22 protein-coding genes are annotated in these 26042 nt (G+C 36.5%); 10 read left to right on the top strand and 12 right to left on the bottom strand.

What is annotated here, in order from left to right; translation table 11 throughout:
* Nucleotides 1-78 precede the first annotated feature (78 nt).
* From ACQKL5_RS03840 to ACQKL5_RS03855, 4 genes are all read left to right on the top strand, one after another.
* Nucleotides 79-1905 carry a helix-turn-helix domain-containing protein gene (locus ACQKL5_RS03840; protein ID WP_427606707.1) on the top strand — a complete coding sequence of 609 codons (1827 nt, stop codon included), beginning with the start codon at nt 79-81 and terminating at the stop codon, nt 1903-1905.
* A gap of 291 nt (nt 1906-2196) precedes the next feature.
* Entirely contained in the window at nt 2197-3414 is a 1218-nt protein-coding gene (locus ACQKL5_RS03845) for an MFS transporter (protein ID WP_427606708.1), read from the top strand.
* A 147-nt stretch (nt 3415-3561) separates the two neighbouring features.
* A complete protein-coding gene (locus ACQKL5_RS03850; protein ID WP_427606709.1) occupies nt 3562-4524 on the top strand; it encodes a fumarylacetoacetate hydrolase family protein in 963 nt (320 codons plus the stop codon).
* A gap of 13 nt (nt 4525-4537) precedes the next feature.
* On the top strand, nt 4538-5458 hold the full coding sequence (locus ACQKL5_RS03855; protein ID WP_427606710.1) for a VOC family protein: 921 nt from the start codon (nt 4538-4540) through the stop codon (nt 5456-5458).
* Nucleotides 5459-5621: 163 nt separating this feature from the next.
* On the opposite strand, the gene ACQKL5_RS03860 is transcribed toward ACQKL5_RS03855, so the two are convergent.
* A complete protein-coding gene (locus tag ACQKL5_RS03860; protein ID WP_427606711.1) occupies nt 5622-6455 on the bottom strand; it encodes a LysR family transcriptional regulator in 834 nt (277 codons plus the stop codon).
* 52 nt (nt 6456-6507) lie between these two features.
* Here ACQKL5_RS03860 and ACQKL5_RS03865 point away from each other — a divergent pair, with 52 nt between their 5' ends.
* Nucleotides 6508-7476, top strand: coding sequence for a CynX/NimT family MFS transporter (locus ACQKL5_RS03865; RefSeq protein WP_427606712.1), 969 nt, complete (start codon nt 6508-6510; stop codon nt 7474-7476).
* Nucleotides 7477-7578: 102 nt separating this feature from the next.
* Here the strand turns inward: ACQKL5_RS03865 and ACQKL5_RS03870 are convergent, their stop codons facing one another.
* The 8 genes from ACQKL5_RS03870 to ACQKL5_RS03905 form a co-directional block, all read right to left on the bottom strand.
* Nucleotides 7579-8595, bottom strand: a complete 1017-nt coding sequence (locus ACQKL5_RS03870; RefSeq protein WP_427606713.1) for a zinc-binding alcohol dehydrogenase family protein — start codon at nt 8593-8595, stop codon at nt 7579-7581.
* Nucleotides 8596-8942: 347 nt separating this feature from the next.
* Complete coding sequence (locus ACQKL5_RS03875) at nt 8943-10187, bottom strand: MFS transporter (protein WP_427606714.1); 1245 nt, start codon at nt 10185-10187, stop codon at nt 8943-8945.
* Between the two features lie 152 nt (nt 10188-10339).
* Nucleotides 10340-11341 carry a LacI family DNA-binding transcriptional regulator gene (locus tag ACQKL5_RS03880; protein ID WP_427606981.1) on the bottom strand — a complete coding sequence of 334 codons (1002 nt, stop codon included), beginning with the start codon at nt 11339-11341 and terminating at the stop codon, nt 10340-10342.
* Between the two features lie 144 nt (nt 11342-11485).
* Complete coding sequence (locus ACQKL5_RS03885; protein WP_427606715.1) at nt 11486-12322, bottom strand: SDR family oxidoreductase; 837 nt, start codon at nt 12320-12322, stop codon at nt 11486-11488.
* Nucleotides 12319-13395, bottom strand: coding sequence for a mannonate dehydratase (uxuA, locus tag ACQKL5_RS03890; RefSeq protein ID WP_427606716.1), 1077 nt, complete (start codon nt 13393-13395; stop codon nt 12319-12321). The genes ACQKL5_RS03885 and uxuA overlap by 4 nt, the downstream gene beginning before the upstream one ends.
* A 12-nt stretch (nt 13396-13407) precedes the next feature.
* The gene (locus tag ACQKL5_RS03895; protein ID WP_427606717.1) at nt 13408-14028 is read right to left on the bottom strand and encodes a bifunctional 2-keto-4-hydroxyglutarate aldolase/2-keto-3-deoxy-6-phosphogluconate aldolase; all 621 of its coding nucleotides are present in this window, start codon (nt 14026-14028) and stop codon (nt 13408-13410) included.
* A gap of 11 nt (nt 14029-14039) precedes the next feature.
* A complete protein-coding gene (locus ACQKL5_RS03900; protein ID WP_427606982.1) occupies nt 14040-15059 on the bottom strand; it encodes a zinc-binding alcohol dehydrogenase family protein in 1020 nt (339 codons plus the stop codon).
* Nucleotides 15060-15260: 201 nt separating this feature from the next.
* Entirely contained in the window at nt 15261-16217 is a 957-nt protein-coding gene (locus tag ACQKL5_RS03905; RefSeq protein WP_427606718.1) for a sugar kinase, read from the bottom strand.
* 408 nt (nt 16218-16625) lie between these two features.
* Here ACQKL5_RS03905 and ACQKL5_RS03910 point away from each other — a divergent pair, with 408 nt between their 5' ends.
* Nucleotides 16626-17537: a DMT family transporter gene (locus tag ACQKL5_RS03910; RefSeq protein WP_427606719.1), complete on the top strand. Its 912-nt coding sequence runs from the start codon at nt 16626-16628 to the stop codon at nt 17535-17537.
* Between the two features lie 406 nt (nt 17538-17943).
* Complete coding sequence (locus ACQKL5_RS03915) at nt 17944-18222, top strand: RNA polymerase sigma factor (RefSeq protein WP_427606720.1); 279 nt, start codon at nt 17944-17946, stop codon at nt 18220-18222.
* A gap of 280 nt (nt 18223-18502) precedes the next feature.
* Here ACQKL5_RS03915 and ACQKL5_RS03920 read toward each other — a convergent pair whose 3' ends face one another.
* Nucleotides 18503-19246, bottom strand: a complete 744-nt coding sequence (locus ACQKL5_RS03920; RefSeq protein ID WP_427606721.1) for an SDR family NAD(P)-dependent oxidoreductase — start codon at nt 19244-19246, stop codon at nt 18503-18505.
* A gap of 442 nt (nt 19247-19688) precedes the next feature.
* Between ACQKL5_RS03920 and cyoE the strand changes: the two genes are divergently transcribed.
* Complete coding sequence (gene cyoE, locus ACQKL5_RS03925; protein ID WP_427606722.1) at nt 19689-20585, top strand: heme o synthase; 897 nt, start codon at nt 19689-19691, stop codon at nt 20583-20585.
* A 169-nt stretch (nt 20586-20754) separates the two neighbouring features.
* Here the strand turns inward: cyoE and ACQKL5_RS03930 are convergent, their stop codons facing one another.
* Nucleotides 20755-21666 carry a DNA/RNA non-specific endonuclease gene (locus ACQKL5_RS03930; protein WP_427606723.1) on the bottom strand — a complete coding sequence of 304 codons (912 nt, stop codon included), beginning with the start codon at nt 21664-21666 and terminating at the stop codon, nt 20755-20757.
* A 594-nt stretch (nt 21667-22260) separates the two neighbouring features.
* On the opposite strand from ACQKL5_RS03930, the gene ACQKL5_RS03935 reads away from it, so the two are divergent.
* Entirely contained in the window at nt 22261-22890 is a 630-nt protein-coding gene (locus ACQKL5_RS03935; protein WP_427606724.1) for a nitroreductase family protein, read from the top strand.
* A gap of 123 nt (nt 22891-23013) precedes the next feature.
* Entirely contained in the window at nt 23014-23442 is a 429-nt protein-coding gene (locus ACQKL5_RS03940) for a MarR family winged helix-turn-helix transcriptional regulator (protein WP_427606725.1), read from the top strand.
* A gap of 636 nt (nt 23443-24078) precedes the next feature.
* On the opposite strand, the gene ACQKL5_RS03945 is transcribed toward ACQKL5_RS03940, so the two are convergent.
* Nucleotides 24079-25734, bottom strand: coding sequence for a M28 family peptidase (locus tag ACQKL5_RS03945; RefSeq protein ID WP_427606726.1), 1656 nt, complete (start codon nt 25732-25734; stop codon nt 24079-24081).
* Nucleotides 25735-26042 lie beyond the last annotated feature (308 nt).

Raw genomic sequence — 26042 nt, forward strand, 5'->3', positions numbered from 1 at the left:
TTCTGCTAGAATGTTTTCTGTAAGCGCTTTATTTTTTTTATAAAAATAGATCCGTACACTTAAGGGGAGGATTCTATGATGGCGAATTCAGGATATGTCGATAAAGAATTATTTTCAACATCAGGTACATTCGGTCTACTGCGCAAAGAATTGATTGAATATCTCGGCTTGGAATATGCTAAAGTTTTTTTAAGGCGATATGGCTGGAATATCGGTGTGGTTCATGCAAAGGAAGTGGAACAGAGACCACTTAGTTTACGTGAAAAATTAGATTGCGCCTCTGGTTATCATTTAAATTCTGGCCAGATTACTGATGTTATATCTGATAGAATTTTAGAACTTAATCCTGACGATACGGTTAAATATATGTATGCAAAAGGAATCTGGATAAATTCTTATGAAATATATGAACATACGAATCATTTTGGGAAAAGTGATTCATGTATTTGTCATACCTTAGCAGGATATGCAAGTGGTTATACTTCCTATTTAACAAAGAGAGAGATTTATATAGTTGAAATTACTTGCAGAGCTAAAGGAGATGATGACTGTGCTTTTGAAATGAGAATGATAGAACATTGGGATGAAAAAACGAAGGAAGAATTACAAAAAACACATCAAGCTCCAATGATTGATGTGTTGAATCAAACTTACGAACAACTTTTTCTCGAAAAAAAACAAACTGAAAAAGTTTCCACTTTCCATAACGACTTAACAATTGGTATTTCTCAGGGAATGACGATTGAACAAATATTAGAGACCATCCATGAAAATATAAATGTTCCTGTTATTATTCAAGATTTAAATTTTAATACACTCCATTCCATTGGTATTACCGAACCAGAATTGGATGCTGTAGCTACTGATTTTGCTAATCAAATGCCACAGACTAAATCTGGGAAGATTTTAATGAAACATATTGAGCCTTTGCATTCAATTCAAATTGATTGCACAGAACACATTCGTTTAATCAGTCCCATAACGGTCCAAAAACAAATCATTGGGTATATTTCTTTTCTTTACTCATGTGAAGAAGGACCGCGAAAGGATGAAATGAATTTTCTACAACGATCAGCTACTGCCATCGCCTTATGTTATTTAAATGAAAAATCAAGCTTAGAAGCTATAGAAAATATAAAGGCTTACTTCTTTGAGCAACTTTTACAGAAGCAATATATATCGAAAAGTAACATGATATCTCGGAGTTATATGTTACAAATTGATTTGAATGAAGACTTCTATATAGGAAATTTGCGCATTACAAAAAAAGGAATCATCATTAAGGATTCCACCTTGATGAACAAAATTATTCAATCCTTTACAACCTATTTGGAAATGCACCAAGTTCAAATTTTTATTACGGAGTTTCAACAAGAAATCACTTTTTTGTTTCCAAAAAAAGAAAAGACCCATGAACTTTTAACCAATATTTTAAAACATTTACATCGAACATTTAAAAGTTATGAATTTCGTGTTGGTTTAAGTCGTTCCCTTCATAACATCGAAGATATACCTGAAGCAAATCAACAGGCAATGACATCATTAAATATCGATAAAAAAACTAACCTTATTTACTTTGAAAATACGAGTATTATGGGGTCAATTATTAATCCCGTCAATATGAATACCATTATCCAACTTGCGGAAAAAGAACTCTCACCTATTCTTGCATTAAAAGCACACAAAAAGGATGAATTTTTAAAGACGCTCTATGCATTTTTAAACAACAACGGTAACTTACAACAGACTATGCTTGATTTAAATTTATCCATGAGTGGGTTGGTCTATCGAATACAAAAAATTGAGGAAATGCTCAATAAAGATTTAAGAAGTTCGACTCATTCATTTGAACTTATGCTACTTTTGAAATCCCTTATTATCTTAGGGAAAATTGAATTGGATTGACATAAAACAAATATATTTTATTGAATTCAAGATTAAATCAAATTACTTCCGGCATTAAAAATTCTAATTTTATAAAAAAAAGGCACCTTAATTTTTTAATTATTCTGAACTAATAAGTGGTTTTATCGTAAAATGGCTCTACTTTTGATTAAAATACATTGATTTTGAATGTAAGATTCTATGCTATCATCTTGAGTAACTATTAAGAAGGGAGTCACATTCACTATCTAAGCCATTGCACGGCATTTGCATTTATTTAAAAACGAATAAAAAAATTGGGGGTCTTTATTTATGGCAAAGACAAAAAGCGTTACTTTTTTAAAATTTTTGATCGTTCTAATCGCTTTCCAGGATGTTGCCGCAGGTGTAGCAGGTTCCATTATGGCAGATCTTATCAAAGCCTTTCCTGAATTCCCCCCTTCCGTCGTGATGCTCATTGCTACAATACCTGGTTTTTTTCAGATTTTCCCTTCCTTGTTCTATGGGAAATTAGCGAATGCGTTTACAAAAAGGACCCTTCTTTTTACCGGACTCCTCTTGTTTATTATTGGGGGAATTATGCCATTCTTCATTGATAACCTATTTGTAATCATTGCATTCCGCGGTTTATTGGGCCTTGGTGTCGGTATTACATTACCATTATCCATTGATATTATATCGAGCTTCTTTAATGGTCGTGAAAGAGATACTCTAATTGGTCTCGGCACATCCACTGTTGCTTGTATTGGCGCTGTATTCTTTCAAGTGGCTGGTGGTATGCTGGCTGATGCCTACAACTGGCAATTCGGATTCTTAGTCTACCTTTTTCCTATATGGATTTTGGCGATTACATTCTTATATTTACCAGAGCCCAAAAGGCTTCAAGTGGAGAATGCCTCTCTTAAAGAAGTTCTATTTTCAGCTTCTAAAACAGTTTATGGCTTTACTCTGGGACAAGTTTTTTATACAGCCTTGGTATTCGGCTATGTGACGAACATTTCTATCATTATTCAATCCGAAAAACTAGGTAGTGCAACAGAAGCAGGTCTTGCCATTTCATTATTCACACTAGGTACATTATTAGTAGGCTTCTTCTTCGGACGACTTCGTCAACTTTGGCCAAACTTCAATATTCCATTTGGCATTATATTGACTGCAGCTGGAATCTTGTGGTGTTTCTATGCTAAAGACTTAACATTCATATTCATCGCTAGTTTAGTTGGAGGTATGGGCTTAGGAATCGTGATTCCTGGAGTCTTATCACGCGTTTCGGATCTTTCAAATATAGCAAAGGGCATCTCTTTCGTTGGATTTGCAGCTGCCGCACAAGGACTTGGCGCTATCATTAGCCCTTTCATGTATCAATTGACTTTAGATTCATTCGGGCAAGAAGGTGGTCGTTCTACACTATTTCTTGCAGCCATTGGTTTATTGGCACTATCCATTATTTGGGTGGTAATTACATCACTCTCTAAAAAAGGATCCGTCCATACAGAATACGAGCCATCTAATTCAACAGACGTCATTTAATAAAAATAACCTCTAAGTATTTAAACCTTCCTAGAACAGATTCATTATTTTTATTTAACTCATTCAAGATTTCAATAAGAATCACACTAGTTCTCTATAAAGCTTACCCATTACAATAAGTTTAATAACTTTAAGGAGGATATTACTATGGGCATCAAATTATTACGTTTTGAATATGGATCTCAAATACATTGGGGTGTTTTAGAAGAAGTCATTCGAATTATTGAGCATGAGGCACAAACACTAAATATACTATTAACTAATGGTTATGACGCAATTCAGAATGCAAAAACACATGGAAAAATTGTTGCACATGAAGCAATCACATTGCTTTCACCAGTAACTGAAGATGCCAATATCTTTTGCCAAGGAACCAACTATGGCTTGCATCGCGAAGAAGCAGGCTTTACAAAACAAAAACCTCCATACAATTTACTGTTCACAAAAGCATCTAGCACATTAACATCTGCAACTGCTGATATAATCTGTCCTGCACATGTAAAACTATTGGACTATGAAATTGAACTTGGTCTAATCATGAATAAAGACATCACCGAACAAACTACCATTACAGAAAAAAATCTGAAAGACTACATCGCTGGCCTTGTTATCGCTAATGATATGTCTGCGCGAGACGTGCAAATTGTAGAGCAACAATGGTTCAAAGGAAAAAGCTATCGAGGATTTTGTCCGGTAGGACCTTACATTTATTTATTAGAAGAAAATGAGATTCAATATCTAGATCAACTTGTTCTGCACTTAGAAGTAAACGGTGAAACGCGCCAACATGTAATCACTGATCAATTACTCTTCAAACCAACAGAAACGTTAAGTGAAATGTCCGAAATCTACAATTTGAAAACAGGAGACCTCGTGCTTACAGGAACACCCGGTGGCGTATGCTTACGTTTAAATGCAAACATCATCCAAAATATTTTTGATAACACAATCCCTCATGAAGATAAAATCTCTTATTTTATCGATACGCAAAAAGACAATGGCTATTTAGAAGATGGCGATATTTTACGTCTTTCCATCAAAAGCACAGACAATGTCATGGACTTAGGCGTGCAAGAAAATATAATTTCACATGCAATACCTGTAAAATAAAAGGAGGGATTTCATGATTCCAGTTTTCCGGCTAGGCTATGTAACGTTCTTCTCAAAGAATGTTGAAGCGATGGTCAGTTATTATACAAACGTACTGGGATGCAAAGTCGTTGAACAGGCGGGAAATGGGACGGTCTATATCAGCAATGGTTTCGAGCATCATCATATTGTCATACATCCTAGCCAACACAGCTTCATGGAAGGGATAGGTTGGCAGGTCCATGCACAAATGGAATTAAAAGATGCGCAGCGTCTTTTAAGAGAAGAAGGTATTTTTAGCGAACTTATACATGATAAACAACCTGGAGTAGTTGAACAACTCGAGTTACAAGATCCAGATGGTAATAAGATTTTTCTCTATCATGAAATGGAATATAGTTCACCAGGTTATAGTGAAGTTGGAATTATCCCGAATAAATTAGGCCACCTATCTATTAGTGTCAAAGATGCTCCTAAGAACGTCGACTTTTATCATCAAATCCTTGGATTTCACAAGACAGATCAAATTTTAGATGTAGCAAATTTTCTAACTTGTAATGAAGACCATCATACCTTGAATATCATACAAGGTAAAAAGTCTTATATGCATCATATTGCTTTTCAATTACGAAATCCAGGGCATCAATATTCTAGCTCCGACATTCTTATGCGACATAACATACCTACTATTTGGGGACCTAGTCGGCATACGGCTGGACATAATATTGCCTCATATCATTTGGATCCTGATAAACATGTAATTGAATTATATACAGATATGGATAAATATATCCCACAGCTAAATATTATGGAACCACGTCCTTGGCATAAAGAGAAACCTTTGCGTCCTAAGAAGTGGGAGACCTTCGAGTATTGGGAAACACAATTTAGTGATATTTTGCCATCAGTAGAAGAATGGAAAATGGATCGACCAAAACAGGTTTTACCGCTTTGATACTCGAGTGGAACTATTAAAATTGAACATGTGCTACTTCCATTCATCTTGATTTTTAGAATGTAAGACTGGGTACAGTGTATCTAGTCTTCTCTTTTATTGAAGCGCTACCTTCTCGACAAACTCCGTTATAATGAATCCGCATTTCAAACTCTAATCCCCTTTAATCTTTTTTATACTCCTTAAAGTAATGATGGCAATGGGCTACAAAGGCCTCTGAAATTTTTGTTGGGAATAAATAACGATGCTTTAATAAGCCAATCGTCCTCGTGAATTTTTCATTTTCAATTTTTAAGTGCTTTAGTTTACTATCATATAAATTAATAGCTGTTTCAGGAGTAAAGGCTGCTCCACGTCCATTTTTAACAAGTTTTAAAATAGTTGTCGCTTCTTCTACTTCTACTTGATAAATCGGTGTATATCCTATTGATTTACAATATTGGTCTGTAAATTGACGAAAACAATACTGTTTTGTTAAACCAATAAATCGTAGGTGATTAAATTCCAATAAGTCAATTGTTCCTGTTGTTGTTTCTTTGTATGACTTTGGTACGGTTAAAAAAATTTCCTCTTCAAATAATGGTACCCATTCGACATTCGGATGATGAATTTCCTCCGTGGTAATACACACATCGAATTTCCCGTTTTCGGTAAATTGTTGTAAGTTCTCTTTCGATAATGGCACTTGCTGGTATTTCACATTTGGATATTCATTAAAAAATTGGTCAATGATATTTGTAAATGTATAAGGAAGTGTTGTTACAATCGACAAGTTCCCACTTCCTTCACCTCGTCTTTCCTCTAATCCACGCTCTAAATGATGAACTTCTGAGAAAATGCGCTCAGCTCGTTTAAATAAAAATTTGCCATTTTCATTTAATGAAATCCGCTTACCACTACGGAAAAACAAATCCATTTCAAGTTCCGATTCGAGATTAGTAATCGCCTTGCTTAAGGCCGGTTGCGAAATTGAAAGCTCCTTAGCTGCAAGTGACACATTTTCTAATTGATGTCACCTCATAAAGGTGGAGAAACAAGCACCGTTGCTTATGGGTACTTATCATTCCGTTTTCCCATTTTATATTTCAGGAATTGCATTAGGGATTGGGAGTACCTTCTTAATTTACGGTTCAATTCCTTTAATTATGAACAAATGGTTTAAAGCAAAAGCTGGTACCTCTTTAGGTATCGCTATGGCTTTCATGGGAATTGGTGGAGCTATTTTCGCTCAAATTACCGGTGGCTTAATTGAGTCAATTGGCTGGCGCTCAACCTATATGGTATTAGGTGTTATCGTAGCCATTTTGATCATACCCTTCTCTCTATTCGTTATTCGTTCAAAGCCAGAACAACTAAATATGACTGCTTATGGTGCAGATGAAGTCGATGATAAAACTGCCACTATGCAACAAAAACCTGAATCTGGTGTCTTGAAAGGCGTAGCTTTGAAATCTCCTGCATTCTATTTGGTTGTATTATTCACGGGGCTTTTCGGATTGGCTTCGACAGTTAGCTTCCATGTACCAAACTTTGTACAGTCCGTTGGGTTCACAGCAGCAATGGCGGCTACAGGTGTAACTTGTGTGACGATTGGTCAAACAGGTGGAAAATTCCTGCTTGGTGCCATTAACGATAAATTGGGAGTTAAAGCAGCTCTATTCATTGGAATTGGGGGCGGTATGCTAGGTGTAGTCGCTTTACTTATTTCCGATTCATTCGGAATAGGTATGCTTTATACTGGTGCCTTACTATTTGGTATAGGCTTCTCAGGATCTACATTACTTCCTCCAATCGTAATCCGTGAAGTATTCGGCGGGAGAGATTACGCATCCATTTATACAACAATCATGTCAGCCTCTACCTTAGGCGTAGCATTTGGTACTACATTATTCAGTTACATTTTCGATTCAACAGGTTCGTACTATACAGTATTCATTATTGTTATTGTACTCTTCGTCATTACGATTTCTTCTAGCCTAATTTCTTTAAAATCGAAGAAAAAACTTAGATATAACTAATGAGAAAGCCTACAAGATCTTAAGAGATCTTGTAGGCTTTCTTAAACATATGAATCTCTTCAATAAAATAACGTAATCTCATCCTAAGTTGGACTGATACTTTCAGTCAATCTCAACAATAGCCTTTATGACTTTAGCGTCAGGGGTTAGCCACTTTTCAAACTGAGGAATCAATTCAACAAGACTAGTACGATGTGAAATATACAGACTTAAATCTATTGTACCCTTATTCAGCGTATCCACTACATAATTAAAATCTTCTCGAGTTGCATTCCGACTCCCCATTAATGTAAGCTCTTTACTATGAAAGTCTGGATTATTGAAGGTGATATTAGACTTAACTAAGCCTACAAATATCAATTTCCCTCCATGTGCAGGGTATTTAAAAGATTCCATCATCGAATTTGCGTTACCTGTTGCATCAAATACGACTGTGGGCATTTCTCCATTAGTCAACTCGGTTAATCTCTCCATCGGTTGCTTCGTAGCATTCACCTGAAAATCAACGTTTGCCCATTTACTAGCGAACGTTAGACGCTCATCGTTTACATCCATTGCAATTACAGTCGCACCTTTTTCTTTAGCGAAAGCCATGACCCCTAAGCCGATTGGTCCTGCACCAATAACGAGTACAAATTCTCCTTCTTTAATAGCAGCTCTTCTTACTGCATGAGCGCCTATACTTAATGGTTCAATCATAGCTGATTGATCAAGAGTAAGGCCTTCCGTTTTTACTAAATGATCGTAAGGAACCACAACCCATTCCTGCATTCCTCCTTCTTTATGTACCCCCAACACTTTCATATCCGTACAACAGTTCGTTTTTCCACTTTTACACGCAATACATTCTCCACACTCCATATACGGTATGACTGAAACTTGATCGCCAACCTTTAGTCCGGAAACTTTTTCCGGAAGGAATTCGATATATCCAGAAAGTTCATGACCCAGTATACGCGGATAGGTAAAAAACGGTTGATTTCCCTGGTAAGCATGAATATCCGTTCCACATATTCCAATACGTCGTACACGAATTAAAGCCTCTCCAAGCTTTGGAACAGGTTTTTCAGCCTCCATCATTTTAAATTGATAAGGTTGCTCACATACAATACTTTTCATTAAATGACACTCCTTTTTTATGCTTTATATGTACGACAGAGTATGTCTCCGTCTTAAGCCTGTTTGACTACTCAACAGGAAGAACTATAAAATTTCCTTATTACTAGATAAGTGACAAAAAATGAAGTCGGCTTCCGCAAGCCTTCCTTAACAATTGTGCTCCACATTATGATATATTTTCGCAATATTCCTCACTTCAGTAGAGTTTTTTAAGAAGCTATCGGCATCGGGTAATCATATTTCTAAATAAAAATAGAATCCATTAAAGCCAAGATATATTTGCAAGATTACTAATTAGAAGTGTCCTCATTTAAAATGCCAATGGGAGACACTTCTAAGCTACCAATCTATAACGCAGGTTTTACAATCGGGCGTACAAAGCGAATGACTGCTAGCGATGCAACAACAGCTAACCCGCCTGCAAGCAAGAATGCAACGGTGTATGTTCCAGATGTATCAACAATGTAACCTGTTAAAGTTGGCCCGATGATTCCAGCTGTGTTAGCTAGGAAATGCATGAATCCACCAACTGATCCAACATTATCTGGGTCTACAACATCATTTATAATCGCCCAATAAATAGCTCCTGTCAAATACAGGAAGAACACTGAAAGTGCTACCAGTGTAACAGCACTCAATGTAGTCGATACTAATCCCGCAAATCCGATACAAACCGCCGACAGGAATAGGCATGAAACAAGCACAAGCTTACGTGAGAATAAAACCCCTTTTTTAGCAAACTTTTTATAGAAATAATCCGATATAAATCCTCCTAATGCAAGTCCAATAAATCCGAAGATCCACGGTATCACTGTTATGATACTCATATTTTCTACACTTAATCCGCGTGCATCGACCAAATAGCTTGGGAACCATGTTAAGAAAAAAAACAAAATATAGTTATAAGAGAAAAATGCAAGAGCTGTAAATAATACTGTTTTTTGCTTTAAATAGAAGGTAAATTTCAATTTCCCTTCCGTTGTTGCCGCTACATATGGTTTTCCTGTATTTTCTTCATCAACTGATTCTTTTGGTTTTTCCTTGGCAAATTTCCACCAACAAATAGACCATATAAGACCAATCACCATGATAGCTATAAATGAAACTCTCCATCCATATGAGATGGCTATAAAACCAACTATTGGTCCCGCAATCGCACCTCCAAGTGGGGTCCCACTATTCGTCAGACCAACAACCGAGGCCCTCTGGTTGGGTGGAAACCAGTTATTCACCATTTTATTGATTGTAGATGAGAGAGGCCCTTCTCCCATCCCAAACATAATACGAATAATAATCATACTTACAAACCCTACAGCCAATACAAGTGCACCGCTGAATAGGGACCAAACAATCATTGCCACAAAAAGTGTTAGCTTTGCTCCGTATTTATCAGATGCTACTCCACCAAGAAAGTTAAAGATGGCATATCCAACAGAAAAACTACTAAAGATAATCCCCATCTGAGTTGCTGTTAAAGTTAAATCATCTTGAATGAATGGGGCTGCAATGGATAATGCAGACCGATCTAAATAGTTTATTACACCCGCTAAGAATAAGAAAAGAATGACCATTCCTCTACCTTTAGAAAACATATTGAACCCCCTTATGAAATTATAAATGTATAATTATTTTTGAAACCGTTTTCACTCAACGTAAAAATATTCTAAAAATTCCGAAAAATTATGATCCATTTCAGTTAATTTCAAGTGGAAAAGAGCTTACTTTTCCACTTGAATTCTAATAGCTAGCAAGAATTCCTTGACATCAAACTTGGTTTTAAACGATGTACGCTTGTATCTTCTATGCCAGTTTTATTGATTTGACTAAGCAATAGCTCAGCCGCTTGGTTTGCCATTTCAATTGCTGGTTGATTAATAGTCGTTATAGTAGGTGTATAGAAGTTTGCATACGGGACTTCATCAATTCCTATAACTGCAACATCATCTGGAATATTCATGTTGTGTTTCTTTAAATATAATAGAACTTCATTAAGTACGATATCATTTCCTGCCAATATGGCCTGTGGCGGTGTTTCTAATTCGAAAATTCCTGAAAGAGCAGTAGGAATTTCTTCTGCATTCACAGCTTTAATATAATCAGGATTAAATGGTATGTCATGTGATTCAAGAGTTTCTTTGTATCCTTTGATTCGTTCAAGTCGTGGGCTGATATTACGGTATATAGAAGTTGTTATCATCGCAATGTTTTCATACCCTTTTTCTACAAAACAATCAATCGCTAACTTAGACGCAAGCTGATTATCAAGCATGACCGTCGCAATATTTAACTCTTCTATCGACCTATCCATAAATACGATTGGGAACTGATCACTCTTCATATGTTTATATAAATCAAGATTATCCCCTGTGGGGAAAATGATAATCCCATCAACTTGCTTAGCTCTTAGCATTTCTATATAATTTTTTTCCTTCTCTGGATTATCATCTGCATTACATACAATAATATGAAATCCGTGTTTATAAAAATAGTTTTCTATCGCACGGATAATTTGAGTTGAAAATGTATGAAGAATATTAGCAACCACTACTCCTACAGTAAAGGTAGATTTTTGTTTTAAACTACGTGCTAGAATATTGGGTTGATAGTTCAGCTCTTCAATGGTCTCTTGGATTTTTTTTCTCGTTTTTTCACTCATATACTCGTAGCGCTTGTTTAAATATTGGGAAACTGTGCTTTTCGATACTTTTGCATGTTTGGCGACATCAGTAATTGTAATGGCTCTCAATTCATTCATTCCTGTCATGTGTAATCATTTCTTTGGTTATCACTATTTATCTATATGTTTATTATATATAGAAATATAATATACCGAAAACACATTTCCCATACCAATAATGACTATTACATTATTTTAAAGATAATATCCGATTTACACACCTGAGTAGGCCATAAAACCGCCATCTATAGGAACAGTTATCCCTGTTACAAAACCCGAATAGGACTCATCAACAAGCCATAACAACGTACCAAGTAAATCTTCAGGCTGACCAAAGCGCTTCATCGGTGTTGCCGTCATAATATTATTGGATCTAGCTGTTAGACTACCGTCTTCTTTAAGCAATAGATCTTTATTTTGCTTCGTTATGAAGAAACCTGGAGCAATCGCATTCACCCGTAAACCAACCTCCGCAAAATGAACAGCCATCCACATTGTAAAATTATTAATTGAAGCTTTGGCTGCACTATATGCCGGAACCTTAGTCATAGGAGAGTAGGAGCTCATGGAAGAAATATTTACGATAGCTGGTGATTCCGCCTGTAGTAAATCTTTCCCAAAAACTTGACTGGCTAAAAATGTACCAATGAAGTTACTGTCAAAAACCCGAGAGAATCCATTCTCATCCAAATCGAAAAAAGATTTCCCTTCGGTTTCTTCCCCATATCTCTCAGGAGCTGTAATGGCATCAGGATGATTCCCCCCTGCACCATTAATTAATAAGTCCACTCGTCCGAACAATTTTTTAATTTCCTCTCTTGCACTTTCTAGTGAGCTTCTATCCAAAACGTCTGTTGCTATGGAGATTGCAGTGCCGCCTATCTGTTCAATGAGTTCTACCACTTCTTGACCTTTTTCTTTCGTCCTGTTCAATATAGCTATTTTGACACCATGACGTGCTAATTCAATAGCCATTTTGGAACATAATACCCCACTGCCGCCAGTAATTACCGCTACTCTATTTGTTAAGTTTTCATGGATTGGAATCATGATCGTCCTCCTAATTTTGTAGCTTCATATGCATCCCATAGCCCCAGTAAGTACATAATTCCAAGAGATCTATCATATAAACCGTATCCAGGACGACATTGCTCTCCCCAAATGTGACGGCCGTGATCGGGTCTTACATAGCCAGTATAATTTTGCTCATTCAATTCTTTAACAACACCCTGTATGTTGATCGATCCATCCTGTGTATAATGCGATGTTTCCACAAAATCACCATTTTCATAGATTTTAACATTACGGATATGCGAGAATGGAGCACGATAAGCATACTTTTTAGCTACTTGAACCATATCATTTTCAGAATTCGCCCCCATCGAGCCAGTACACATCGTAAACGCATTCGATGGTGAATCCGAAATCGAGATCAATTTTTCATAACTCTTTTCTCCAGTGATGATTCGTGGTAATCCAAAAATGGACCATGGTGGATCATCCGGGTGAATTGCCATTTTAATGCCGCAAGCCTCAGCAACAGGTAAAATTTCTTTAAGAAAAATTTCTAAATTCGCCCACAGTTTCTCTTCATCTACGCTTTTATATGCTTCGAATAATTCCGAAATTCGGTCCATCTTTTCTGGTTCCCACCCTGGCAATGTTAAATCTGACGCTTCTGCCACAGTACGAATTAATTCTTTTGGTTCTAGTGTATCGACTTTTGCTTTTTCGTAAAATAATGCGGTTGAGCCATCTTCTAAAGGGTGGAACATTTCTGTCCGAGTCCAATCAAATATCGGCATGAAATTATAACAAATTACTTTCACACCGAAATTGGACAAGTTTCGGATTGTCTCTTTGTATTTCTCGATATACTCCATACGATCATCATTGCCTAATTTAATCGATTCATGAACATTTACACTCTCTACCACATCCGTATGGAAGCCAAATGATTGAATGTAATCGACTTCTTTTTGTATTTCTTCCTTTTCCCATACTTCGCCAACTGGTTTTTGGTGCAATGCCCATACAATACCTTTCACTCCAGGAACTTGTTTAACCTGTTCCAAGGTTACAGTATCATTGTTTTTTCCATACCACCTAAATGTAATATTCATCATGCACCTCCATTATTTTTTTGATTTTTGAATGTATTTCCTACTTAATTCTACTACTGCTCCATAACCACCCGTCTGATAGGCTTTGTTCAGGTCACTTCCAATTCCTGTTGCTACTGCTCCTGCTTCTAACCAAGCACTTATGTTTTCCAAGTTTATACCGCCAGTTGGCATGATTTTCACATTGGGTAGCGGACCATGTACGGATTTAATGAAAGATGGGTCAAAGTTGTTTGCCGGAAATAATTTCAGAACATCACAACCCGCTTCAAAAGCCATTGCCATTTCTCGGACTGTCATACATCCAGGCATATACGGAATGCCATATCGGTTACAAAGCAGAGCAACATCTTCGACAAAAAAAGGACTCACAATAAATTTTGCTCCAGCTAATATTGCATGACGTGCAGTTTCTGAATCCAATACAGTTCCTGCTCCTAGAAGTGCATCTGTGTCTTGCAACTCTTTAAAGCCCTCGCTTATATGTGGGGTGGTATATGTTAGTTCAATTGCCTGTATACCTCCTTCCACAGCTCCTTTAGATATCTTTATGGCTTCCTGTGCATCATTTCCACGAATAACAGCAACGATTTTTGTTCCATAAATTTTTTTTAATATTGAATGTTTATCCATTTTCTCACTCCTTAATTAAATATAATGATCGCTTTTCTAACTTGTTCTGGATGGCTTTCAACAAAATTAAATGCTTCTTGAACGTCATCAAGCGAAAACGTATGTGTAACTAAACCTTCTTGGCGCAGTTTCCCATCATTTAACAGACTAACCACTTTTGGAAACTGGTTGGTTTGTAATCTAGATCCTTTTACTGATACTTCCTTCTTGGTAATTGGAAGTTGGGAAATCGCTGCAGTACGCTCATCAAAACCTAGCACGACAATTCTTCCCGCTGTAGAAACTACATCGAAAGATAATTCAAAAGTCATCGGTAAGCACACTGCATCAATGACAACATTAGCACCTTCTCCGTTCGTCCATTCCTCTACACGATGTCGAACATTTTCACTACCTGCTAGGACGGTGACATCTGCACCGTTCTCTTTAGCAAATGCCAGGCGCTCTTCACTCAAATCCGTAATCATTACAGATGCACCTTGAAGCTTGGCCATCTTTAATATACAGATTCCGATAGGTCCTGCTCCTTGGATAAGGACCGTATCACCTTTCTCGACCTCACCTCTCCAAACCGCTTGTGCACCGATTGTATAAGGTTCAGCTAATACTATTTCTTCCCATGCTAAATCAGCATCCACAACATGTAGTTGCTTCTCGGGGAGAACACACCATTCCCTCATCCCACCATCTTCATGTACACCAAAAACGGATAATTTTTCGCAGACATTTTGCCGACCTTTACGGCAAGCATAACAATCTCCGCAATAACGGATGGGCTCAATCACAACGTGATCTCCAACCTTAATGCCTGTTACCTCTTGACCAATCTCCACTACTTCACCTGCCACCTCATGGCCCACAATACGCGGTAGTGTGGCAAGTGGATTTGTTCCATGATAAATATGCATATCAGATCCACAAATCCCGACTCTTTTCACTTTGAAAAGGACATCTGTTGGGTTTGAAATCCCAGGCTTTTCTATCTCTTGAATGACTAGTTCATTTGCTTTTCTTACTTGAACCGCTTTCATAGCTTCACCTTTTTCGTAAGAATTTCGTATACACTTGATGCTATCGTTATACGTTTTTAAGGTTTGTTTCTTCATGAATTTTTCCATTTCACCCGGCACATATACTCGATCAAACACCGGTGCCGGTGCGACCTTTTGGAGATTACGTATAACTCTCATTCCCTTGAAAAAGGGATTACAGAAAGGATGTCGTTCACCACTTTACCTTTCAATAACAGCTTCGTTCTTTATAAATGACCATACCTCATCCAAATAGGGTAATCCTTCGTTGTCACCCGATACAGTGGTGACAAGGGCCCCCACTCCATTTGCAAATGCTAATCTATCATTGATAGATAAATCATTGAGATACCCGTAAATATATCCGGCATCAAAACCATCTCCTGCACCAACCGTATCTACGGGATTTACAGGGAAGGCTTCTTTTTTATGCCAAACACTTTTTGCGTAAACCTTTGAACCATTTGCTCCTTCCTTGATGACAAGCTGATCAATCTTATTTTCAGTAGCAAATTTCTCCAATGATTCTTCAGAGTCATTCCCAATAATCAATCGGATCTCATCTGAACCTGCTAGTAAAATATCAGTATATGGAAAAATCTCCATAAAAGCAGACCTCGCTTCTTCAATAGACCAAAGCTTTAGGCGGATATTCGGATCAAATGATAATGGGATATCTTTTTGTTTTGCAATTTCAATCACTCTCATTGCTATATCTAGATTTTTAGCGTCAATAGCTAAAAAAACACCCGTAAGATGGACGAGATCAATATTCTCAAACATCTCTTCTGTAATATCCTCTGGATTCAGAGTCAAAATAGGTGACTGATGTCGATAATAAAAGGTTTTTCCTGAGCCATCCTCCCGAATTTCTTTGAAATTTAATGATGTCGGATATTCCTTTACATAGACAACATCACTCACATCGACGCCTTCTCCTCGAGCGAAATTATAAATCACCCGGCCAAACTCATCTTCGCCTAATCTACTTAGCCACTTTGCATGCATACCAAGCCGAGCACAACCAATGGCGAAATTAAGTTCAGCTCCTCCTACTTTACGCTCAAAGCGGGTTACAAACCTTAAAGGTCCAGTTTCTTCCGGATTTAACGTAATCATGGCGTCACCCAATGTAAAAATATTATATTTTGCTAGCAATACAGTACCTCCTTATTTAACATTCACGACTAAAGGGTAATAGATTTGATCATATCCACTAATTCTTATCTTACAAAACCGGTTTAGTTTTTTACTAAACCGGTTTTGTAACCTTATAATGGAATTCTAAATGAAAGCACTTACAAACACAACCAAAAAATAATATTATTTTAAATTTTATTTTTATTCGAATTTTTCGGATTAAATTATGTAATAAGATATCTTAATATTTTTTTAGAGTAACCGTCCTATATATTAACTATGGTCATCCATACTTAGAAATTAGATTAGAACAAATTACGTACTCATCTTCAGTTTTTTAGAAGCTATTTTTACTTTTTTACAATTATTTTAAAAAAAGTTGTATAATAGGTCAATTATTAAATAAGTTTGAAAGGTTGTTTTGGTATGAGTTATTTTAAAACGTACATTTTACTTATTGGAATCATGATTACTTGGGGTTTCAACGTATCTGTTATAAAAATTTTAGTTGAAAACATTCAACCTGTGACCATTACTTCTATTAGAATCTTTACGGCATCTTTAATAGTCTTTTTAATTCTAGGAATTCTTGGTCTCATTCGTCTACCGAAAAAATCTGAGCTTTTTTATATTTTTGGAGGGGCCCTTTTGAGCGTCGTTTTTCATCACTATTTTTTGGCAGAAGGGTTAACAAAAACTTCAGCTACGAATACAGGATTGATTTTGGGTATGGGACCTTTATTGACAGCCATTTTTTCTTTGGTGATTTTTCGCAAAAAACTTACATTCATTCGGGTTCTAGGTTTTTTTTGCGGGGCTCTTGGTGTAGGTTTTACGGTTTTGGCGGGCAGCGGAGGTATCCACTCTATTAATCTAGGAGATTTGGATATTTTACTTTCCATTCTTTCACAAGCGCTAAGTTTTATCCTGATTTATAAAGCTTCAAAAACGATGGATCCTCGGTTATTAACGGGGTACATGATGCTAATTGGGTCATTTATTCTATTTGCCATTAGCCTTTGGAAGGAACCACATGGTTTAGCTTCAATCTCATCTGCTTCTTTTTCTATCTGGATAGCTTTCTTTTTCTCAGCGTTTTTTGCTACTGGAATAGGTCATATGACCTACAATTATATCATTGGAAAGGTTGGAGCTGCAGAGTCCTCTATCTTTTTAAATTTCAACACCTTTTTTTCTTTAGTCGGCGCGGCTATTCTTTTGAATGAAGCCATTGTTCCAGCACATTTTTTTGGTCTTATCTTCATTGTGACAGGAGTTTTACTTGGATCGGGAGCCTTAGAAATATGGTTACTTCGCCGGAAGAATAAAAATATGTAGTTTCTGGCTACTATTCATAAAATGGATTATGCAATTCTAGGGTCTTTTCTATCCGACTTAAATCGGAGAGTCTCTTGGCATCACTTATTGTTCTGTTAAAAAAATCATGAAATTATAGGTTAAAAGGAAAAGATTATTCCACCTACTCATTACTAAGCAACCTATTAGAAATGGAAACGTACAATTATCATTGGAAGTACAGCCCTACCATCCTAGTGTAATCTCTATATAAAATGGAAGAAAAAAGCCAACAAGATTCTGTGAAATCTTGTTGGCTTTTTAGCTGAAAATATACTAATATCTTAAATCCTATTCTATATAAAGTTCTGTTAATTTGATATTACGTTTTCCTTTTATAAAACTAGGGTACATATTACCTATAGCAACATAGAAATGAGGTGTTATATTGGATACAAAAAATGAAATTGTTACTCATTTATTAGACAAAGATACTGAGTATTTCAGGAAATTATACTCTGATCATGAAAATATGCTAAAGAGTATTGCCTTAAAACTAACAGGATCTAAGATATATTCAGAAAACTTAATTTCAGAAGTTTTTAAAGAGTTGTGGGACTCTCCTCAATACTTTAAGGACTCTAGTGACACGAAGATATCTACCTTTCTTATGAAAAGAGTCGTTTATAATCATGTATATTATCAACGTTATCTTAAAAAGGAATAATAATCGCACAAATGTCTCCCCTACTTCACCATATTCTCTTCATCCAATAAATTAAATCGATTTTATGTAAATTCAACTCAACTTTTCGATTTCCCATAATGTCCAAGTTGTTTAGAAAGCAAAGAACATGTTTGCATAATATAACATTTAATTTGTAAATTAAACCCATTCTCCAATACTTTTAGTTTGCAGAGAAAAAGGGTTCGGAATTATTTTAATTCCGAGCCCTTTTTAATTTAGATTTCATTTATAAATCCCCTGCATAACCATTCACTCTTTTTTATAGATCAGAAATCATTCCGCCGTCCACTACAAATTGACTTCCAGTCGAATAGCTAGATTCGTCAGATGCAAGATACACAACCAAATTGGATACTTCCTTTACTTCTGCTCTTCTTCTTAGGGGAATATCTTGTTCAAGTTGCTTTAGATACTCTTCCACATCTGGTTGGTCAGCCATAGGAGTTTTAATGATTCCAGGATGTACCGAATTCACACGGATGTTGTGTGGTCCAAGCTCTGCAGCAGCACCTTTTGTCATACCCGTTACAGCATGTTTTGAAGCACTATAAGCAATAGCTGTTGGCGCACTTACTAAACCATCTACTGATGAAATGTTCACAATAGAGCCTACGCCAGCTTTTTTCATTGAAGGAAGTACTTTTTGCATTCCTAAGAATACCCCCAGCTCATCTACCTTAAATGTTAGTTCGAAGTCTTTTACAGTTAGTTCTTCAAGTGTTTTAAAGATACCAATACCTGCATTGTTTACTAAAACGTTGATAGGACCAAATGCTTCTTCTGTTTTCCCTACAACTTCTATCCAGTTCTCTTCACTTGCAACATCTAATTTAAGAGCGATTGTATTCTCACCTAATTCATTGGCCAGTTTTTGTGAACCTTCAAAATTCAAGTCTGTAATCGCAACTTTTGCGCCTTCTTCCACAAATTTACGAACATGCATAGCACCCATACCTTGTGCTGCCCCTGTAATGATTGCTACTTTACCATCTAATTTACCCACGATATTCCTCCAATGTAAAATGAATTTCCACTTATTTTCTCACAATTATTATTTGTCAAAGAAATCTATTTATCCATTTGAACTTGAAATTTTCAAAGCTACTCAACAGCTCCTAACCAGAAGAAAGTATTTAAGACAATATTTCTTTTTATTTCATTAACTTTACTACGATTACTTCTTTAGAAAAGTCACTAGGTGCACATTCTATATCAATGATTTCAATATTTTGGTCGAGTAACCTTCATATCCTCACGCCATTCACTAGCAAGCAACCTATACTGTAAAACAAAGAGTTGGATAATGTTCATCTATATTTTTAACTCATTAGACACAGACATGATATAATTAAAAATGATTGTAGAAAAGCAATATTATGATGGAATTTAGCTAACCTTATAGGTTATATTAGTTCTTGTGAATAAAAGAGGAGTTACAAAATACAATGAAAAAGCAATCACAGATGACCTTATGGGCTCAAGTAGTTAAAACCGGAATTATCAAGTCAAATCTTATTCCAATGATCGCAGGATTAATGCTCGCTTTATATACGTATCAATACAGTTTTGTAGATAACGTTTGGAATATAGTTTTTGCATTTTTAGGAACGGCTGCCGTTATAGCCGCAGCTGGTGCGTTCAATAACATTTACGATCGTGATATTGATGCCATTATGGCTCGTACAAAAGTTCGCCCGACCGTTACAGGTGCCATATCGATTAAAAAAGTTCTAGTAGCTGCCATTTCACTACTAGTAATCGGGTTAATTTTATTATATGTAACCTCTCCACTAGCATCGTTACTTGGATTTTTAGGGGTATTTTTCTACGTAGTCCCTTATACAATGTGGACTAAGCGCCATACTATCTGGAACACGGAAGTTGGTAGTATTTCAGGTGCCATGCCTCCTTTAATCGGATGGGCATCAGTCGCTCCAGATATTTGGCATCCAGCTTGCTGGGCGTTGTTTTTAATCATGGTGATCTGGCAAATGCCTCACTTTTATTCGATTGCCATCCGTAAGGAAAAAGATTATGCTGCAGCAAATATTCCAATGCTTCCCGTTGTCAAGAGTAGGAAACGGACATATATCCAAACAAATTTCTATTTAGTTCTATTGGTTCTATCCAGCTTTTTATTCTTACCACTAAGCTTAGGGCTAACTTTGATTTCACTTATTTTAGGGCTAATATGGTTAGGGCTCAGCTTATTTGGACAACGTAAAAATGAACTGAAGGTTTGGGCAAATAAAATGTTTATATTTTCCTTAATACACATGATGATTATTTACTTTACGGTAATTATCTATGCATCAATAGGGTTAATTTTAAACGCATTATAATGATTGTACTTAACCATCATACTTCTATAAGGTCGAATACAGCCAATTAGGCAAAATAAAAAACGGGGCTGTCCCAAAGTCAGGAAAATGACTTAGGACAACCCCGTTTATTTATGAAATCAATGCAAAAATCTGTTAGTGAAAAATCTTAATTTTACCTTAAAGGTACTTACTCACCTACCATACCGTCATTATCGGTATCACGCATATAAGGGTATAACCAATGATCCCTCGTTATGGGCATACTGAAACCTGCTTCTTTTGCTTCTTTAATCGTAACTTGTCCATTTCCGTTAGTGTCAACACTAGAAATATCACCGTTTTTATTGGAACTCGTTGAATTTTGATTTGATCTATCTGAATTAGAAGGTTTGCTGCCTGTTAAACCGAGTGATGCATTTACTTCATCAGGGTTTCCATTATCAAATGAATCAACAATCTTGTTGCCCCTTAACGTATAGGTATATTGATAATGTGAAGGAATCTGCGTTTTCGAATTTGGATATGTAATAATCGCTTCAAAATTAGTGGCTCCACCTGCACTACGAATCGCATTCTCCATATAAGCTTGGTCACCGTGGCGGTTAAGTGTACTATCTTGTGGGGTAATATTATATGCATTCGATACCCCTCCGAGAGAATCAGCGATGATATGTCCTTCATCTAAAACATCGCTTTCGACACCTGGAACTTTCGCCTCATCCGAATAGTATCTTCCAGACGATGTTACAGGTTCTTTACGGTCATCTTGTAAAGTAATTTTGTCAGCAATGACACGTACTAGTTGCCCGTATTCATTAGTAAATGCCCAATATTCACGGCCCCCATAGCCAATATCAACAACGACGTTAGGTTCACGATATCCAGACAAATCACCACCATCAATTTCAATACGTTTGTATCCTGAGAACTGTTCATCATTTGGTTCGGTTGTTGTTTCTTCAACTATTGATCCGTCAACATCCGTATTGATAGTCTCTTCCTTTATATTATTTTCATCAGTATGAACTGTGGGTACTTCTTGTGAATCTATTTCTCCATCTGTAATGGTTGCATTTTCTTCGTTCGTGCAACCAACCATAAACACAAGCGTTAAAAGTAATGCTAAATAACTTGTTATCCTTTTCAATTTTAGGACTCCTTATAATAGTATTATAACTTTAATAACTTAATAACTTTAAAAACATTTAAGTGTATCTTATCACATAATGTTATTCTATTTTTCTTTTCCTCTGTACAACTCACCCAATAACTCAAGTACAACCTCACATACTCAGCTATAATTATTTCCGTCAGTGTGCTTTAGAATAATTTCCACGCAAAAAAAACATAGCAGAACCGCACGACAGGTTCTTCCATGTATTAGTATTTCAGCAAATTTTTATCATCATGGTAACCCCTATTTAGTGCCCTGGCACACGCAAACCGTTTCTATCTTTTTGGCTTCACATATAAATAATTAATAACAGAAAAAAGACTAAAACTTTTGGTATATCAAGGATACCAGGCTACCCATCAGATGACCTGTAAGGGATTCGAACCCCCGATCCCTTCCGTGTCAATTGTCCAATCATTCTCCTATCAAAAATTCCAAATTAATAAATGACTTGTCAACTGTTGACTAATCAACTATAATGAAAATCGATTCAAAATTAACATAAAAGGGTGAAAGAATATGGTACAACCAAATACAGATTTAGAAAAATTAATGCATGCTCGTAAATCGGTTCGTAAATATGAGCCTGGTGTGACTATTCCACGGGAACAAATTCAACATATATTAGAACAAGCAACATCTGCTCCATCATCAAGTAACTTACAGCCTTGGCGCTTCCTTGTTATTGATGATCAAGAGCAAAAGAAAGAATTACGTATCGCTGGATTCAACCAAGCACAAATCGAAACTTCATCAGCGATTATTGCGGTAATCGGCGATAATGAAATGTATAAAAACGCTAAACAAATTAATGATTTAAACGTTGAACTAGGCTATATGCCACGTGATATTGCTGATATGATGATTGCCAACTCAGAAACAGCCTATAGTAATTTCTCTGAAGCTGAACGAACAAATATCGCACATTTAGATGCAGGTTTGATTTCTATGCAGATCGTACTTTTAGCGAAGGACATGGGCTATGAAACAGTAATAATGGGCGGATTTGATAAAGCAGCATTCGCTAAAAAATATGAGCTACCTGCCAATGAGCTACCGATGATTTTGATTGCGATCGGAAAAGCTGCTATGCCAGCACGTAATTCATCCCGCTTACCGTTTGATCAGATTATTCGCTATTCTAGCTAAGTCAATTAAATCTTTATTATGACACGATATGGAACCGAAATTTGTTATACTATATCCAAATGAACGGAAATGCTATCTTTAAGGATCGCAAAATGCCGAGCAATCAGTATGAGGAGGAATAGTATGGAAGTTTGTTTGGATGATAAAAAACAAATGATTCTAATGCTCAAAAGGTTAGACCGTCATGTCACTCAAATTTTTGAAAAAAGAACAGAAGTTAGTTTAACTAGATATGAGATTCTAGCTTCCTTAGTGAAAAAGGGCAGTGTGACCCAAAAAGTGTTACAACAATCTTTAGCCATCGATCAATCGGCGATAACGCGCCATTTAAAGTTGCTTGAAGAACAGCAATATGTCGAACGGAAACGTAATGAAAAAAACAATCGCGAAGTACTTGTAACGATCTCAGATAAAGGACGAGCATTATTAGAAGGCTGTACAATGTTTAAAGATCAATTTATGAATGATCTCTATGATGATTTTTCAGAAAGCGAATTACAGCAACTCAAGCAATTTCTCACGCGCTTAAATCGCAATATAGAGAAGCTTTAATTTTTGCTTTTCATTATGAAAATCTATTGTATTAAAACAGACTAAAAGTAGTAGCTAGTGCTTCTTCAAATACTTGGCTTTCAGCCGAAGCAGACGTAAGGATTTTTCTTCTTCTGTAAATGCAGCCCTCAGTTGTTCATTTCCCTTTGCATAGCCTTGATATTTCGCAACTAATACTGTTTAACTATACTTCAAATCCACAAAAGAAAAGCTGTGTCGAAATCCACTCAAACCTGGATTTTGACACAGCTTTTTTTCGCTTATTAAACTAATTTCAGTACTGCGACAGCTTAGAAGAGTTTTTATATAAAAAAATACATAGCAGAACCTAATGACAGGCTATTCCATGTAGTGGTATCTATACAATTTAACTTTTATCAGCCTTACTTCAGTAAGTTCCACCATTATAGGGAATTCAATGAAATTCATATAATTAATAAAAAAAGCTGGAATCTGATAATCAGTGAGGGACACTTTTTCTCTAACTTTTTCAGAGTAATTGAAATCAAGTTATTAAAAATATCAAACATTCCCTTAGGGCTTTCCAAGGAAATGTTTGATATTTTTGGTTATTTATCTGGAGATTCCTTACGAAATTAAGCTGTTCTCCAGTCATTCATCTGTTTAACTATGATTCTATGAAGCATCCTTTAGTGATGCCTCTTCATTCTTACCACTATTTTTCTGAAAACCAATTAAATCAGAAATAGCTTTAAAAACTACATCTCCGGTAAGTTGTATTCTCTCAGGGCTTACATGCTCTATTTTATCTTCTAACGAGTGATAGTAAGGCTCGATATCAGCTCCCCCAGGCGGTGTACCAGGCTCCATCCATATGAACAGTGCTGATGGTACCCCTTTTTCATGGAATGGAACATGATCAGACCTACTCAGCATATGAACAGGCAATAAATCCTTATTGATATCTAGTTTTTCAGCAGCTTGGTGTGTTGATTGCGAAACAAGATTAGATTTCCCATCGACAGTATTAATAAAAAGTTGCGAGGCAGGTACCCAAGCCGTACCAGTCATATCCATCTGAAACTGAACTTTTGTTCTTTTAACTTCATCTTCTGACAAATTACCGATATGGTATTTCGAGCCGACAAATCCAAGTTCTTCGCCCCCAAATGCAGCAAAGCGTAATTCCTTGTCACCATCATAGTCCTTAAAAATCCTTGCTAACTCCATTAGTGTAGAGGTCCCGGAGGCATCATCATTGGCCCCTGGGGCGAATGCAACACTGTCCAAATGTGAGCCAATGTAATATATTTCAGGATTTTCAATGCCTTTTGGTTTTTTTACAGCGATTACATTGACTGTTTTTTGATTCGTCAGTGTTTTAATTGAAAGTTGGACTTCTACATTTCCTTTGGAAAGTTGAGAAACAAATGCTTCCCCATCCTTCTTGGTAATTGTCCCAACCGGAATGTTCGGGCGTACGCTGCCTAAGGAAACAGATGGAAGGGTAAAGCGATCCTGGTTGTCATATATAAGGACACCTTTCGCACCTGCAGCCATTGCGTTTTGCACCTTGGCCCCGGCAGTGATTCCACCATTTTGTACTAATGCAATTTTGCCACTTGCAGCCGCAGTGAAATCACTCGGTTGCCCATCCCCCGCATGATATATATTCCCTGTGATGCCGTCCCCAGTCGTTTGAGGGGCTCCGCTAACGGCTCTCAATGGAAGTTTTTTGTTATTGTCGGAGAGTACCTTAAGTATCAATTCAACTCGGTTGCTCCTTGGAGCTTCCTCAATTTTGGTCTCATAGCCGTAACTTTTCAACACACTTTCAATGTATTCAGCACCTGCTCTCTCACTCTCACTGCCTGCCTCCCTTGGCCCAATGTCGACACTTAGGTGTTTGATATGCTTCATAACATTATCGGAGTTAAATGAACCATTAATATTCCCAATCACGTATTGTGTGTACGTATTCAGGACATCATGCGCTATTCCGGAAATGCCCCCGTTGCTTTTCTGATTATCAAGCAGGCGTTTAAAACTCTGCATTTGTTTAATTACCTTATCGGTCTGTCCTTGTTTTTGAAAAAGAGCTACTCCGCTAATGTGCATTTTCAATGTACGGACCGCGATATCACTCCGAATATTCCCATCTTCTTTAAAATAATCAATTTGTTTTTCCATGTCTGCGAAAACATTTCCTGTATGTGGCATATCATTGAAAATTCGATTTTCCGCAGCCGTAGAACTCATTTGGTTCGTACCAAGTAGAAATGCAATTATGATCGCTATTGAAAAAACTTTTTTAAGACTAAACCTTTTCATCATATTCCTCCCTGTATATATGTTGTAGTAACAACGGTTTTAACTTTTGGTAGAGTGTCAAAAATTTTTTTGACAAAGTCTCTTACAATATTTTAATTTTATATGAAACTATCTCTAGATAAGGGTAAGCTTGCTATCACTACTGGATAATTACGGAAGGTAGTGTTAGGGATACATGCACAGCAGAATGGATTATTAAATGCCTATTTTGAAGTCCCTTCCCGATTCTTTAGGCATCAGTGTGCCTACATTCCTTCGTTTTATCCAGTCATAAGGAAAAGGCTGGCCAAGCAATCTTAGGAACTCGA

Source organism: Peribacillus sp. NPDC097675 (assembly GCF_050277655.1).
Classification (GTDB): domain Bacteria; phylum Bacillota; class Bacilli; order Bacillales; family DSM-1321; genus Peribacillus.